The organism is Ohtaekwangia sp. (assembly GCF_036786105.1).
In the GTDB taxonomy this organism is placed as follows: Bacteria; Bacteroidota; Bacteroidia; order Cytophagales; family Cyclobacteriaceae; genus Ohtaekwangia.
In genome coordinates this window covers 3,970-17,469 of sequence record NZ_DAIQRQ010000037.1, presented here as the reverse complement: position 1 = coordinate 17,469, position 13,500 = coordinate 3,970, and the positions used below count along the sequence as shown (strand labels likewise).

At 45.9% G+C, this 13,500-nt stretch carries 15 protein-coding genes; 10 read left to right on the top strand and 5 right to left on the bottom strand.

Translation table 11 applies throughout. The annotated features are described in order from the left end of the window. Positions 1-80: 80 nt before the first annotated feature. From hisC to hisIE, 6 genes are all read left to right on the top strand, one after another. The gene (gene hisC, locus V7Q33_RS15085) at positions 81-1,130 is read left to right on the top strand and encodes a histidinol-phosphate transaminase (RefSeq protein WP_331978618.1); all 1,050 of its coding nucleotides are present in this window, start codon (positions 81-83) and stop codon (positions 1,128-1,130) included. 247 nt (positions 1,131-1,377) lie between these two features. Then, entirely contained in the window at positions 1,378-2,493 is a 1,116-nt protein-coding gene (hisB, locus tag V7Q33_RS15080; RefSeq protein ID WP_331978620.1) for a bifunctional histidinol-phosphatase/imidazoleglycerol-phosphate dehydratase HisB, read from the top strand. 17 nt (positions 2,494-2,510) lie between these two features. Then, positions 2,511-3,095, top strand: a complete 585-nt coding sequence (gene hisH / locus V7Q33_RS15075) for an imidazole glycerol phosphate synthase subunit HisH (RefSeq protein WP_331978622.1) — start codon at positions 2,511-2,513, stop codon at positions 3,093-3,095. Positions 3,096-3,126: 31 nt separating this feature from the next. Continuing rightward, a complete protein-coding gene (gene hisA, locus V7Q33_RS15070) occupies positions 3,127-3,840 on the top strand; it encodes a 1-(5-phosphoribosyl)-5-[(5-phosphoribosylamino)methylideneamino]imidazole-4-carboxamide isomerase (protein ID WP_333820359.1) in 714 nt (237 codons plus the stop codon). Between the two features lie 26 nt (positions 3,841-3,866). Continuing rightward, positions 3,867-4,625: an imidazole glycerol phosphate synthase subunit HisF gene (gene hisF / locus V7Q33_RS15065; RefSeq protein WP_331978625.1), complete on the top strand. Its 759-nt coding sequence runs from the start codon at positions 3,867-3,869 to the stop codon at positions 4,623-4,625. A gap of 69 nt (positions 4,626-4,694) precedes the next feature. After that, positions 4,695-5,294, top strand: a complete 600-nt coding sequence (gene hisIE / locus V7Q33_RS15060; RefSeq protein WP_331978651.1) for a bifunctional phosphoribosyl-AMP cyclohydrolase/phosphoribosyl-ATP diphosphatase HisIE — start codon at positions 4,695-4,697, stop codon at positions 5,292-5,294. 189 nt (positions 5,295-5,483) lie between these two features. Here the strand turns inward: hisIE and V7Q33_RS15055 are convergent, their stop codons facing one another. Further along, on the bottom strand, positions 5,484-6,968 hold the full coding sequence (locus V7Q33_RS15055) for a dihydrolipoyl dehydrogenase family protein (RefSeq protein ID WP_333820358.1): 1,485 nt from the start codon (positions 6,966-6,968) through the stop codon (positions 5,484-5,486). 182 nt (positions 6,969-7,150) lie between these two features. Here V7Q33_RS15055 and V7Q33_RS15050 point away from each other — a divergent pair, with 182 nt between their 5' ends. Together V7Q33_RS15050 and V7Q33_RS15045 are read left to right on the top strand one after the other, a co-directional pair. Continuing rightward, positions 7,151-9,124 carry an ATP-binding protein gene (locus V7Q33_RS15050; RefSeq protein WP_333820357.1) on the top strand — a complete coding sequence of 658 codons (1,974 nt, stop codon included), beginning with the start codon at positions 7,151-7,153 and terminating at the stop codon, positions 9,122-9,124. Continuing rightward, positions 9,102-9,683, top strand: a complete 582-nt coding sequence (locus tag V7Q33_RS15045) for a phosphatase PAP2 family protein (protein WP_333820356.1) — start codon at positions 9,102-9,104, stop codon at positions 9,681-9,683. Before V7Q33_RS15050 ends, V7Q33_RS15045 begins: the two co-directional genes overlap by 23 nt. 19 nt (positions 9,684-9,702) lie before the next feature. Here the strand turns inward: V7Q33_RS15045 and V7Q33_RS15040 are convergent, their stop codons facing one another. Then, entirely contained in the window at positions 9,703-10,296 is a 594-nt protein-coding gene (locus V7Q33_RS15040) for a riboflavin synthase (protein ID WP_333820355.1), read from the bottom strand. A gap of 203 nt (positions 10,297-10,499) precedes the next feature. Here V7Q33_RS15040 and V7Q33_RS15035 point away from each other — a divergent pair, with 203 nt between their 5' ends. Together V7Q33_RS15035 and V7Q33_RS15030 are read left to right on the top strand one after the other, a co-directional pair. Then, the gene (locus tag V7Q33_RS15035; protein WP_331978635.1) at positions 10,500-10,697 is read left to right on the top strand and encodes a hypothetical protein; all 198 of its coding nucleotides are present in this window, start codon (positions 10,500-10,502) and stop codon (positions 10,695-10,697) included. Between the two features lie 66 nt (positions 10,698-10,763). Continuing rightward, the gene (locus tag V7Q33_RS15030) at positions 10,764-11,756 is read left to right on the top strand and encodes a DUF72 domain-containing protein (protein ID WP_331978637.1); all 993 of its coding nucleotides are present in this window, start codon (positions 10,764-10,766) and stop codon (positions 11,754-11,756) included. A gap of 8 nt (positions 11,757-11,764) precedes the next feature. Here the strand turns inward: V7Q33_RS15030 and V7Q33_RS15025 are convergent, their stop codons facing one another. From V7Q33_RS15025 to V7Q33_RS15015, 3 genes are all read right to left on the bottom strand, one after another. Beyond that, positions 11,765-12,649, bottom strand: coding sequence for a M48 family metallopeptidase (locus V7Q33_RS15025; RefSeq protein WP_333820354.1), 885 nt, complete (start codon positions 12,647-12,649; stop codon positions 11,765-11,767). Next, complete coding sequence (locus tag V7Q33_RS15020; RefSeq protein WP_331978641.1) at positions 12,649-13,080, bottom strand: hypothetical protein; 432 nt, start codon at positions 13,078-13,080, stop codon at positions 12,649-12,651. The genes V7Q33_RS15025 and V7Q33_RS15020 overlap by 1 nt, the downstream gene beginning before the upstream one ends. 4 nt (positions 13,081-13,084) lie before the next feature. Beyond that, the coding region (locus tag V7Q33_RS15015; protein WP_333820353.1) for a DUF2752 domain-containing protein at positions 13,085-13,500 on the bottom strand (416 nt) is incomplete at its 5' end.

The window sequence follows — 13,500 nt, the reverse complement described above, 5'->3', positions numbered from 1 at the left end:
AAAGTTCACTACCAACAACACGCACACCTACGCACCTAAACACTTACACACTTCAAAACTCCAACACCTCAACACATAAAATGGCTAAGAAGAAATCATTTCCCGACATAAATACCCTCGTACGAAGAAACATCCTGACGATGAAACCCTATTCATCTGCGCGGGATGAATTTAAAGGCGAAGCCGAAATATACCTGGATGCCAACGAGAATCCCTACCCTTCTCCCTACAACCGGTATCCTGATCCGCTGCAGTGGCAGGTAAAGAAAGAGCTTGCAGCAATCAAGCATGTTGATCCTAAAAATATATTTCTCGGTAATGGCAGCGATGAAGCAATCGACTTGCTGATACGTGCATTCTGCGAACCGAACCAGGATTCTATACTCATCACCGAGCCGACCTATGGCATGTATTCAGTATGTGCAGAGGTAAATGCGGTAAATGTACAGCGCGTACTGCTCACACCTGATTTCGATATAGACCTGGATGCATTTCCACGTACGTTCGATGCTACTACCAAAATTATATTCCTGTGCAGCCCGAATAATCCTACCGGCAACCTGCTGGATCGCGATAAGATACTGGAAGTATTGAAACGTTTTTATGGTTTGGTGGTGATTGATGAAGCCTATATAGATTTTGCGAAGAGCAGGAGTTTTGTAGAAGACCTGGCCAAGTACCCAAACCTTGTCGTGCTGCAAACCTTCTCTAAAGCATGGGGACTTGCCGGCCTGCGGCTGGGCATGTGCTTTGCATCGGAAGATATTATCAATATACTTAACAAGATCAAGTATCCTTACAACGTCAACATCCGCACGCAGGAGCTGGCGCTGGATGCACTGGAGAAAGTACAGGTAGTGGAAGAATGGGTAAAGGAAATTATCAGGCAGCGCATCAAGCTTGCAAAAGCATTTGAAAATTTACCGATCACAGATCAGGTATATCCTTCTGACAGTAACTTTATACTGGTGCGCGTAAAAGACGCACCTGCTACCTATCAATATTTACTCGATCACAAGATCATTATCCGCGACCGCTCGCGTGTAACCTTGTGCTATAATTGCCTTCGCATCACCGTAGGAACTCCCGAGGAGAATGATCGGTTGTTGAAGGCATTGGAGGAAATGTAGGAGGGTTAATAGTTACAGGTTAATCGTTATTAGTTATCTGTGTAATTCTGTGAGGTCAGCGGGAACAAAAATGCATTTATTTCCCACAGAACTCACAGAAATCACAGATCGTGACAGGTTAACCGTTAATAGACTCTTCCTGATAACGATTAACGGGTAACAATTAACGATTAATGAATACCAAAACTCTAATCTCACTCACACACTTCCGGCAGCTTGCAGCCAGCAGCCGGTAACCATTAAAAATATGAAGAAAGTACTATTTATAGATCGCGATGGAACGCTCATCCTGGAGCCACCGGATGAACAGATTGACTCATTGGAGAAACTGGAATATTATCCGGGAGTTTTTACGTGGCTGGGAAAGATTGCCGCAGAAACTGACTTCGAGTTGGTAATGGTTACGAACCAGGATGGTTTGGGAACAAGCAGCTTTCCGGAAGATACATTCTGGCCTGCACAGAACAAGATGCTGAAGGCGTTGGAGAATGAAGGCATTCGCTTTCCAAAAATATATATTGACAGAAGCTTTGCACGCGAGCAAAAGCCTACGCGCAAACCGGGTATCGGAATGCTTACCGAATTTTTCAGCGATGAATATGATCTCGCCAATTCGTTTGTGATTGGCGATCGTCTTACCGATATAGAGCTGGCAAAAAACCTCGGGGCAAAAGGTATACTCCTGAACAACGGCAGCTTACAGGAGAAAATAACGGCACAAGAACTGGCACCGCATTGCACGTTGGTGACTACACAATGGAAAGATATCTATACGCTGCTCACGAGGCCATCGCGCAAAGCAACTGTAAAGCGTACTACCAAGGAAACAGATATAGCTATAGCCATTGACCTGGATGGCAGCGGCAAATCGCAGATTGAAACGGGACTGGGATTTTTCGATCACATGCTGGATCAACTGGCACGGCACGGAAATATAGACCTCGCTATAAAAGTAAAAGGCGATCTTCACATCGATGAACATCATACTATTGAAGATACAGCCCTCGCGCTGGGAGAAGCGTTTCTTAAAGCGCTTGGTGATAAGCGCGGCATTGAGCGTTACGGTTTCTGCTTACCAATGGATGATTGCCTGGCACAAGTAGCGATTGACTTTGGCGGAAGGCCATGGATTGTTTGGGATGCAGCGTTCAAGCGCGAGAAGATCGGTGAAATGCCTACGGAGATGTTCTATCATTTTTTTAAATCTTTCTCAGATACTTCAAAGAGTAATCTGAATATTAAAGTAGAAGGCACGAACGAACATCACAAGATTGAAGCTATATTCAAAGCGTTCGCGAAAGCGATCAAAATGGCAGTGAAGAAAGAAGGAAATCAATTACCCAGTACCAAGGGAATTTTATAAGAACGGAAACGCAAATCATGAAGCTCGCAATCATCAAGTATAATGCCGGAAATATACAGTCAGTCTCTTTTGCACTGGAGCGGCTTGGTGTAGATTTCACTATTACCGATAATGCCGAAGAGATTACAAAGGCTGATAAAGTTTTGTTTCCGGGTGTAGGAGAAGCCAGCACCACAATGGGCTACCTCCATGATAAAAAACTTGACCAGCTGATCGTAAACCTGAAGCAACCGGTATTGGGTATATGCCTCGGCATGCAACTGATGTGCAGGCACTCGGAAGAAAATAATACGAATTGCCTGGGTATATTTGATGAAGAAGTAAAACAGTTCATCCCGCTAGGTGATATGAAAGTACCACACATGGGCTGGAACACGTTAACGCTTTCGAATAGCTGGATTGACAAGGCTGCCGAAAATCAGTACGCTTATTTTGTGCACAGCTACTATGTGCCGGTAAATCAATATACTTCCGCGATTACCGACTATATAACACCTTTCAGCGCTGCTATGCATCGGGATAATTTTTATGCTGCGCAGTTTCACCCGGAGAAATCTGCCAGGGCCGGCGAACTGGTGCTGAAGAGTTTTCTGAACCTGTAAATTTTGAGTATATATACCAATCCACGATCCCATGAGAATTATTCCTGCCATCGACATCATAGACGGTAAATGTGTACGACTCACGCAAGGCGACTATGCACAGAAGAAAGTATATAACGAGAACCCGTTGGATGTAGCCAGGTCGTTTGAAGACCAGGGGCTGCAATACGTACACCTCGTTGATCTTGACGGAGCCAAAGCCGGCAAGGTAACAAACTGGAAAGTGGTGGAAAGCATAACAAAAAACACAGGCCTGATAGTTGATTTTGGTGGCGGCATAAAAACCGATGACGAGATCAGAAAGCTTTTCGATTGTGGTGTGAAGCAGGTAAACCTGGGCAGCATTGCGGTGAAGGAACCGAAAAAGGTAATTGAATGGATCGACACCTTTGGTTCAGACACCATCATTCTCAGTGCGGATGTAAAGCAAGGTAAAATTGCCATCAGCGGCTGGCAGGAAAACTCATCGCTGAATATAACAACATTTCTCCGCGACTATATTCAGCACGGCATCGAGTATGTTACCTGCACAGACATTAGCACCGATGGTATGCTTACCGGGCCGAATATGGAGCTATATAAAACACTATTGCTAAGCTTTCCGCAGCTGCATCTTGTAGCCAGTGGTGGCGTGAGCAACCTGGAAGATTTACAGGAACTGAAACGCATTGGTGTAGATGGCGTCATTGTAGGGAAGGCAATCTACGAAGGGCGCGTCAGGCTGGAAGAACTGGTATCACTTTGATCTGAAAACTTAAACGATCTATACACTTGCTGACAAAACGAATTGTGCCGTGCCTCGATATCAAAGATGGCCGTACGGTAAAAGGTATAAATTTCGTAAACATCCGCGATGCAGGCGACCCGGTAGAGCTGGGCGCCACCTATGCACAACAGGGCGCAGATGAACTGGTGTTCCTCGATATATCGGCTACCAATGAACAACGTAAAACATTTGCTTCGCTTGTAAAAGATATAGCGCGGCACATCAATATACCGTTTACGGTAGGCGGTGGCATCAGTAGCGTAGCCGATGTAGCACCACTGCTGGAAGCCGGTGCCGACAAGGTAAGCATAAACTCTGCAGCGGTCCGCAATCCGAACCTGATCGATGAACTGTCGCGTGCCTTTGGCGCTCAATGCATCGTGCTGGCGATCGATGCACGCAAAATCGACAACGCATGGACTGTACATACGCACGGAGGTAAAAATCCTACTGACAAAAATTTATTCTCCTGGGCCAAAGAAGGACAGGAACGCGGTGCCGGCGAAATATTATTTACCAGCATGGATCACGATGGCACGAAAGCCGGTTTTGCGAACGACCCGCTGGCCAGGCTGCATGAGTTATTGCAGATACCGGTCATTGCTTCCGGAGGTGCGGGCAACATGGAGCACTTCACAGATGTATTTACATTGGGCAAAGCAGATGCTGCCCTGGCGGCCAGTATATTTCACTTTGGTGAGATTAAAATACCGGAGCTGAAATCATACCTGCACCAAAAACAAATTCACGTGAGAATGGATTGACAGTGATAAGAAATTTATATCTTATCCATGCAATACGTTGCATCTATGATCCTAATACGAAAACGAAAAATGAAAGATCTCGCTATAAATTTCTCAAAGCTTAATGGTCTTGTTCCTTGCGTGGTACAGGATGCGCGCACTTCGCGCGTGTTGATGCTGGGATTTATGAACGAAGAAGCCTATACCAAAACTGTACAAGACAAACGCGTCACGTTCTTCAGCCGCAGTAAACAACGGCTTTGGACGAAGGGCGAAACTTCGGGCAACTTCCTGGAACTGGTAGATATACTGCTGGACTGCGATAAGGATACACTGCTCGTTAAAGTAAATCCGAAGGGACCGGCCTGTCATACCGGCGCAGATACATGCTTCAACGAGAAGAATGATGCGTGGAGCCTTTCTTCATTGGAGGCTATTATACAAGATCGCAAAACTAACCCACAGGCAGGTTCTTATACCAACAAGCTGCTGGACTCTGGCATTAATAAAGTAGCACAGAAAGTTGGTGAAGAAGCCGTAGAACTGGTGATCGAAGCGAAAGACGATAACAAAGAGCTCTTCCTCGGCGAAGCCTCTGATCTACTATATCATTACCTGGTGTTGCTCACTGCAAAAGGATATTCGCTTAGCGATGTATTGGAAGTGTTGAAGAAAAGACACGCGAAGTAGAAGCCTCTGGCTGCCAGCTACGTTAATGGATTTTTCTGTGTTATTCTGTGAGCTCTGTGGGAAATAATGCATTTTGTTCCCACAGAATTCACAGAATAGCACAGATCGTTTAGGGTAACCGTTAATATACTCTTCCTAATAACGATTAACAGTTAACATTTACCTCGTGCAGTAGCTAGAAGCTATATTTCAAAACTTAATGTCTGCATAAACACCACGCATGCTGGTGCGACACGAGAGTCTTCCGCGAAGGGCATCGGGTTTGAAGAGAGATTTACCCAGCAGCATACGCACGCACTCCTGTATACCTTCGGTGATGGATGGGTGCGGATGTACACACTCCGCAAGCTCTTCTATACCTTTATTCATCCAGATCAATAAGGCTACCGCCTGTATAGCACTGGAAGCATGATTGCCTATAATTTTCAATCCTAAAATTTTCATCTGGTCATCGTTGGTGACCAGCAGTTTTATAAAGCCCTGCGTATTGCGTTTCGCAATAGCACGCGGTATACAGCTATAGTCGAGCGTTACCACTTTGTAGTCGATGCCTTTTTCGCGTGCCTGCGTTTCATTGAATCCAACACCAGCCACTTCCGGATTCAGGAACATGATCGTACTGATGTTTTCATATACCAGCTTATGATCTGGGCTGCCAAATATCTTTTCCACGGCATAGCGCCCTTCCAGCTCTCCTACATTTACCAGTGATATATCGGCTGTGATATCCCCTACCGCGTATATATTGGAAACGTTCGTCTGCGTATCGTTATCTTCAATACCACGCTTGTTGATGCTGATGTTAACGGCTTCGTCCCATAGATTCTCATAGTTGGGAATACGCCCTACGGCTACCAGCGCTTTTTCTACATTGAACACCGCTTTGCTGTTATCGTCATATTCCAATTCATATTCAACGCGGCCGTGCTTTATCTCCATGCGAATCAACCTGGAGTTACGGTGTATCAGCACCCCGCTGTTTTCCATGTTGCGCTCGATCACGCGCACAACGTCTTCGTCTTCAAAAGGAAGGATACGATCGCCTTTGTCAATAAGATGTACTTTGGTTTTGCCGAAGCCCGAAAAGATAGTAGCATACTCGCATCCGATCACCCCTGCTCCCACAATTACCATACTCTCGGGGAAATCTTCCATCGCTTCTATACCGTCACTGGTCATAACGATCTTCTCATCGATAGGCAGTTCGGGTAAATAGCGCGGGCGACTGCCGGTAGCCAGTATAATATGATTGGCCCACACCACTTCCTTCTCATGGTTGGAGTATTCGATCTCCACTTGATTTTGTGTGATGAGTCTGGCAGTACCTTTTTTAAAGGATAGCAATTCTGAATGCTGTGAGTCCTTCATCAGCTCCATGTGCTCTTCCAGCATACCCATGCGTTCCTGTAGCGCCCGATGTACTTCAGTTTGTATCTCTTTATAGTTAATGCTTGGTTCTTCCAGGTTAAACCGCTTCAGGTTCTTGCGGAAAGATGCTGTTTCGCGTGAGAGCTCCCACCACGTTTTGGACGACAATGCACCGTTGGTGACACCAGCACCTCCTACGAGGTTCTTCTCGATCAGAAGTGTTTTCTTCCTGAAATCCAACGCTCGCATCGCAGCAGCATAACCGGAAGGGCCTGCCCCGATCACGACAAGGTCATATTTCTCCATAAAGACTAAGGACTAAAGCGGACAATGATTTACCCTCCAAGGTACGCTTTAGTGCGTTTTATTAAAAGTATTTTTCAAGCGTAAACGCAAAGATGCATGTCAACCAAAGGGATACATTGCCTCTCCCTTTATGCCCTTCATATAAAACTTTATTGCTTACCTTTGAAGCCTACATCGATTGGATGAAATTTATTTATTCCATTATCTTTTCCGGTCAGTCGTATACCAAAACGTTAGCGGAGAAACGTGGCGTTACTATATCCAACGCCATCGGTATGAGCTTGCTCAGCTGCAGTTTCCTGTTGTTTACGCTGTATTGGTGGTGGTATGGCTGGAGCATTGTTACCGGCATTATACCGGTTATTGGCTTGCTGGCTTTCAGTACCATTTTGTTGAATCGTGGTGGTTTCATTTGCATCAGCCGCATCGTTATCAGCTTGTTTATACCGGTAATTATTACCGCATTGTCACTCTACTCCAAGTGGCTATATTATAGCACGCCAGAGGAGCTTGATTATTTCACATTCCGCTTTGTTATTCTGGGCAGCTGCTCGTTTCCCTGGGTATTATTCTCGATTCGAGAGCGGAGATCACTGCTGTTATGTTCGCTGGCATGTATAGTTATACTGCTCTGCTATGATCCATTGCACCACTTCTTTGGTGTTGGCTATTCGCAGGGTAAGCTCAAGGCATCTACTTATTATTTTGCCAATGTCGTTATCGTTATCTCCTATTTTCTGCAGGTGAGTGCGCTGGCGTTTTTAAAGTGGTCGTCAGAGCGGAATGAAGAACGTAACCTGGAGCTGATCAGCGCCCTCCACGACACCAATGAAGTGCTCACGGAAAAGAATGCCGAGATCGAAGCACAAAGTGATGCACTGACCACCAGCCAGGAACAACTGATGGATGCCTACCTGCTGATACAGGAGCAGAAAGACCGGCTGCTTTCGCAGAATGAATCGCTTACATCCGAACTGTTGCAAAAGAATAAAGACCTGACGGAAACCAATTCGGAGCTGATTAAACACAACAACGAATTACGGCAGTTCTCTTATACCGTATCGCATAACCTGCGCGGGCCGGTAGCCAGCCTGTTAGGATTGGTTGACCTCCTCATCCCTGTCGGTGTACCGTCCCGCGAGGCTGAGGTACTCAACCACATTAAGGCTTCTTCCGAGCGGCTGGATACAGTCATTAAAGACCTCACCAAGATTATCGACATCCGTCATGATATATTCAAGATACGCCAGAAGATAAACCTTGCCCAGGAGTTTGCAGAGCTTTCCAAAACACTGCAGAAAGATATACTGCAGCACGAGGTATCGATTGTTACAAACCTCAGCTATCAGTATATATATTCCGTAAAGCCGATGGTGCACAGTATTCTGTATAACCTGATCAACAACGCCATCAAATACCGCTCCACCGAGCGGAAGCCGGTGATACAGGTAAATATCAACGAGAATGCCGATTACTATATTCTGGAAGTAACCGACAACGGACTGGGTATAGATCTGAATCGTCACAAAGACAGTCTCTTCCGCCTGTATAAACGTTTTCATTTTCATACAGAAGGAAAAGGGTTGGGACTATATCTTGTGAAGTTACAGGTAGAAGCGCTGGGCGGTTATATTACGGTTGACAGCGAGATAAACCGCTTTACTAAATTTACGATATATCTGAAGCGTCCGGTCGATATACAACGACAGGTATTGCTACAGGAACCCTATGCAGAGATATTCTTCGATGCCCAGATTAACTCCACAGGTATTATCTGGCACGGCCCGGTTACCAGCGATCAGTATCGAAGTGTTTTCAGCAAGTGCCTCGACTTCGTAAAAGTATATAACACTCCGAACTTCATTTCCGATCTGTCTGACCAGGGCCACATTGAAAAAAATGACCAGCTGTGGATGTTCAGCGAGATCCTGCCCGAAGCTGCACGCAACGGGCTCTCACGCATTGCGGCTGTAAGGCCGGATGCTACCGATGCACACATCCTTGATTATCTTCGCAGCATTAATGAAACACTTGTAAAACTCGGCATCTGGCAACAGTTCTTTCTGTCGATGGAAGATGCGCTGGAATGGATTGAAACGGAGAACGAAAAAATTGCATTGAAAATTATAACCAATGGAGACACTACGCGAGCTTGATCAACAACTATTTCTGCTGTTGAACGGTTTCCATACGCCCGTGCTGGATTACTTCATGATGTTTATAAGCCAGACGATTGCCTGGATTCCACTCTATGCCTATTTGCTATACCTCATCGTTCGCGAGCATAAAAAGGAAAGCTGGATTATTCTGATCTGCATTGCCATCACCATTGTATTGACCGATCGCATTACCAGTGGTTTGATGAAGCCATACTTTCTGCGCCTGCGTCCGTCACACGAACCGGCGCTGCAGCACCTGGTACACCTGGTGAAACAACGCAATGGAGAATTCTACAAAGGCGGGCTTTATGGATTTGCTTCCAGTCATGCAGCCAACACGTTTGGTATTGCTACATTTTTCTTTTTATTGCTTCGCCCGACACACCGATGGATTGGGTTGCTCTTTGCATGGGCTATACTGGTAACCTATTCAAGAATATACCTGGGAGTACATTATCCGGGCGATGTACTGGCGGGTGCCCTGGTGGGAGCGATTTGTGCCTGGATTGTATTTCGACTATACAGATTCTATAAATATCGATCGCACCATCCTTAAGGACGGTGCAATAATACTCTTAACGATGCGCTACGCCCAGCAGGCGCTTTACATATTTACCTATGATATCGAACTCAAGGTTTACCACATCACCAACCTTAAACTGGTTGAAGCCGGTGTGCTCGTACGTATAGGGTATAATGGCTATGGTAAATGTATTGGCTGTTGAATTAAAACAGGTAAGGCTCACTCCGTTTACAGCGATCGATCCCTTCTCTACCGTTACGTTGCCGGCGGCAACATCATATTTGAAATCAAAGAGCCAGCTTCCGCCTACTTCCCGGATGGATGTAACTACGCCGGTCTGATCCACATGGCCCTGCACAATGTGGCCATCAAAGCGACCATTGTTGAGCATGCAGCGCTCAAGATTTACTTTACTGCCAATTTTCAGATTACCCAGATTCGATTTCTGCAACGTCTCCTGTACCGCCACCACCCAATGCGCATTCTCTTCCAGCTTTACCACCGTAAGGCATACGCCATCGTGCGATACGCTCTGATCTACTTTCAGCTCATGACTCAGTGCACTGGTAAATTTGAATTGGCGGTTTGTCCCTTCATCCTGAATGGCAACAACCTCGGCTACAGTCTCTATAATTCCGGTAAACATGCTCAAAAATAAAGTTTAAAGTTTAAGGTTCCATGTTCTAGGTTCAGACTTTAAAGTTCAAGTTTGGTACTACCAACCGGCCACTTTGAACTTTGAACCTTAAACATAAAACACAGAACAATAAACACAACAATTTTTCCGACTTATAAGAAAAGGAATGGTGAAAGCCTGATCATTCATGTTTCATTAAAAGTATAACCTGTATGAAAGCAGCGACTGAACGAAAGATCATCCGGTGGTTTCACATGCTGGCGAGTATACCCATCGTGGGCTATATATATGGCCCGGTATCTACCATACCACAGGCGGCTACGATGGTGCGCTGGGTAATCTTTCCACTGGTGATTCTCTCCGGCTTCTGGATGTGGAAAGGCTACGTAGTAAAGAAGTGGTTTCGTTAACGACAGCGAAATCCGCATACACGAAAGTTGATTTTGCCATTGCCGGCCGATGGCGTATCTTTCATAATGGAATTTGGACGGATCACTTCTGATGAGTTGGAGCAGGTTGATTTTAAACTTCCTCCCGACCGAAAGGAAACAACACAACTGCTGGCTTCTACGGGGAATAAAACCAAACCGGAGATTTTTGTAGGCTGTGCCAAGTGGGGGCGCAAAGATTGGGTTGGCAAGATATACCCGAAGGGAACGAAAGAAGCCGACTTCCTCTCACATTACGCGCGGCATTTCAACTGCATTGAATTGAACGCCACGTTTTACCGTATGCCTACCGTTGCACAAACCGCAGGCTGGAAGAGTAAAGTAGGTGATAACTTTCAGTTCTGCCCGAAGTTTACCGATCAGATCACACACATCCGAAGATTAAAAGATGTGCAGGAACTGGTAGACCGGTTTCTCGAAGGTATATCCGGATTCAAAGAAAGCCTTGGTCCTATCTTTCTGATGCCGCATCCGGGCATGGCACCCAAAACACAAGACACCATCGAAGCTTTTATACAATCACTGCCCAAGGATATCAGGTTGTTTGTAGAGTTCCGTCACCCACAGTGGTTTGAAGATGCCGCTGCGTTTGAATCAGCCTTTAATATGCTTCAGAAAAATAAGGCAGGTGCTGTGATTACCGATGCATCGGGTCGCAGAGATTGTGTGCACATGCGACTCACCACACCAGAAGCTTTTATACGCTTTGTAGGAAACGGCCTCCACCCCACCGACTATACGCGTGTAGACGATTGGGTGCAGCGTATCAAGCAATGGATGACACAGGGAATTGAAAGAGTATATTTCTTCATGCACCAGCACGAAGAGCTTCACTCACCCGAGCTGAGCAAATATCTTATTCAGCAACTCAACAAGCATTGCGGCCTGTCTATACCTGAGCCGGAGTTTGTGAAGCAAACCGGAGAATTGTTTGAAATAGAAGAGAAACCCAAGCCTGCCAAAAAGGTGGCAAAAAAAGCAGCAAAGAAAGTAGCGAAGACGGCTAAGAAGAAAAGCTGATATTATATTTACTCTGCGGCCGTTGTATCCGCGCTGACTTCGATCTCTTCCTCATCAATCACTTCAGCATCTTTGTCAGATTTATCATCGCTATCTTCCTGTTTTTTGGAAAGATAACGTTGCACATCTTTCCAGGGTGTATGCAGTATATCACGGGGTGTAAAAGTATATTCCTTCCTGAGCTTGATGATCTCTGCAGCACGTTCCTTCGAATCGGGATGAGTGCTGATCCATGCCATCTCTTCCGGCACCTCATCCTTGCGCGACAATCGGAAGAATAAATTACTGAGGGGTTGCGGATCGATATTCGTTTTGGCGAGGCATTCTACGGCAAATTTATCGGCTTCACGTTCCTGCTTGCGATCAAACGCAGACGATGAAAGTACCTTGGCTGTTTCGCGCGCTATATCATTCCCGGCATCACCGCCCGCGATCGTAAAGAGCATTTCCATGCCGATCTCTTTCACCAGCTTTTTCATCACATGATTCTTCTGCATGTGGCCAATCTCGTGCGCCATAACACCGGCAACTTCTTCAGCATTCCCCGCATAATCGAGCAAGCCGGTATAGATCACCATGTTGTTATCGGGTAATGCAAATGCATTAATATCGCTGCTCCGGATGATGTGCAGCTTGATCTTATCGCAGTCGAGGTCCATACCTTCGCACAAGCGCGACTTGATAGAGTCGAGCGCAGCCTTGATGCGCTTGTCCTCAACTTCATCATTCGTGGCTTTAATAGATTTGAGAATAAGCTCGCCCAATTTCTTCTCGCTTTCTTTGGCAAACTTTTGCACATCACCTTCCTGCAAATAGTCAATGCGGCTTAGTAAAAACCATACAGCAAAGAAGGAGATCAGCATGACCGCGAATTGTGTAAGTATCTTGTCCATCACGATTTACAGATTTGGTCGGTTAGCGGGCCAAAGAACCAGAGGTGTACATGTTTACCTTTGCGGGTATTCACGGCTGCATAGATTGTCATTATAAATTCGGCAGCATTGAAAATCACGATCGTAATGATATACGCTATATAGTTGTTGGTAGCGGTATTATCGCCGAAGATAATGGAGAGCGTCCAGTAGAAACCGGCACTGTTCATGCAGAGCACCGTAGCCTGCGAGAGCAGTGCCTGCGTGCAATGCCAGCGAACAAAGAATGTTCCCTTACGATTTGCCAGATAGAAAAAACCGGTAGCCAACAGGTTAATGATGGGTAGCGGCAATCCGGCAATGACTGCGATCAGCGACATCAGGTAACTGTTCGATGCCTTCTCGCTTTCATAATCATCCGGCTGGTAGGCGAATGAAACAACTTCGGCCATAGTATCAGATATCTTTAATAATGTTCCATCCCCAGTTGATTGCCATCAGCAACAGCAGCGGGATGTAAATGATTTTTTGCGTACGTATCATGTGTTCCGCTCTTCGAAAATTCCGCACGAGCGTTACGCGTGATGTTATAGCATCGGTGAGCATCCATAAGGGTACAATAATTAGCAGAAGTGCTGCCAGAATGCCCAGCGGATTGATCATCACCGCATGGTAAAGATCGCCTTGCAACAGGGAAAGTACTGACCGGGTAATGCCGCAGGAAGGGCACGGCACACCGGTGATGTTCTTAAACATACACACCGTTACCGTGACATGATCATGCATCAATACATGATATCCCACCCAGCTATACCCGGCCAGTGAAAGCAGTGCCAGTATCCAATATATCTTCCGGTTATTCGGTTCCATAT

Coding starts and splice junctions, on each gene's coding strand:
- hisA (WP_333820359.1), top strand. CDS start 3,127: ATGAGAATTATTCCTGCCATCGACATCATAGACGGTAAATGTGTACGA.
- V7Q33_RS15020 (WP_331978641.1), bottom strand. CDS start 13,080: ATGGCCGAAGTTGTTTCATTCGCCTACCAGCCGGATGATTATGAAAGC.
- hisIE (WP_331978651.1), top strand. CDS start 4,695: ATGAAAGATCTCGCTATAAATTTCTCAAAGCTTAATGGTCTTGTTCCT.
- V7Q33_RS15055 (WP_333820358.1), bottom strand. CDS start 6,968: ATGGAGAAATATGACCTTGTCGTGATCGGGGCAGGCCCTTCCGGTTAT.
- hisC (WP_331978618.1), top strand. CDS start 81: ATGGCTAAGAAGAAATCATTTCCCGACATAAATACCCTCGTACGAAGA.
- V7Q33_RS15040 (WP_333820355.1), bottom strand. CDS start 10,296: ATGTTTACCGGAATTATAGAGACTGTAGCCGAGGTTGTTGCCATTCAG.
- hisH (WP_331978622.1), top strand. CDS start 2,511: ATGAAGCTCGCAATCATCAAGTATAATGCCGGAAATATACAGTCAGTC.
- V7Q33_RS15045 (WP_333820356.1), top strand. CDS start 9,102: ATGGAGACACTACGCGAGCTTGATCAACAACTATTTCTGCTGTTGAAC.
- V7Q33_RS15030 (WP_331978637.1), top strand. CDS start 10,764: ATGGAATTTGGACGGATCACTTCTGATGAGTTGGAGCAGGTTGATTTT.
- hisB (WP_331978620.1), top strand. CDS start 1,378: ATGAAGAAAGTACTATTTATAGATCGCGATGGAACGCTCATCCTGGAG.
- V7Q33_RS15035 (WP_331978635.1), top strand. CDS start 10,500: ATGAAAGCAGCGACTGAACGAAAGATCATCCGGTGGTTTCACATGCTG.
- V7Q33_RS15050 (WP_333820357.1), top strand. CDS start 7,151: ATGAAATTTATTTATTCCATTATCTTTTCCGGTCAGTCGTATACCAAA.
- V7Q33_RS15025 (WP_333820354.1), bottom strand. CDS start 12,649: ATGGACAAGATACTTACACAATTCGCGGTCATGCTGATCTCCTTCTTT.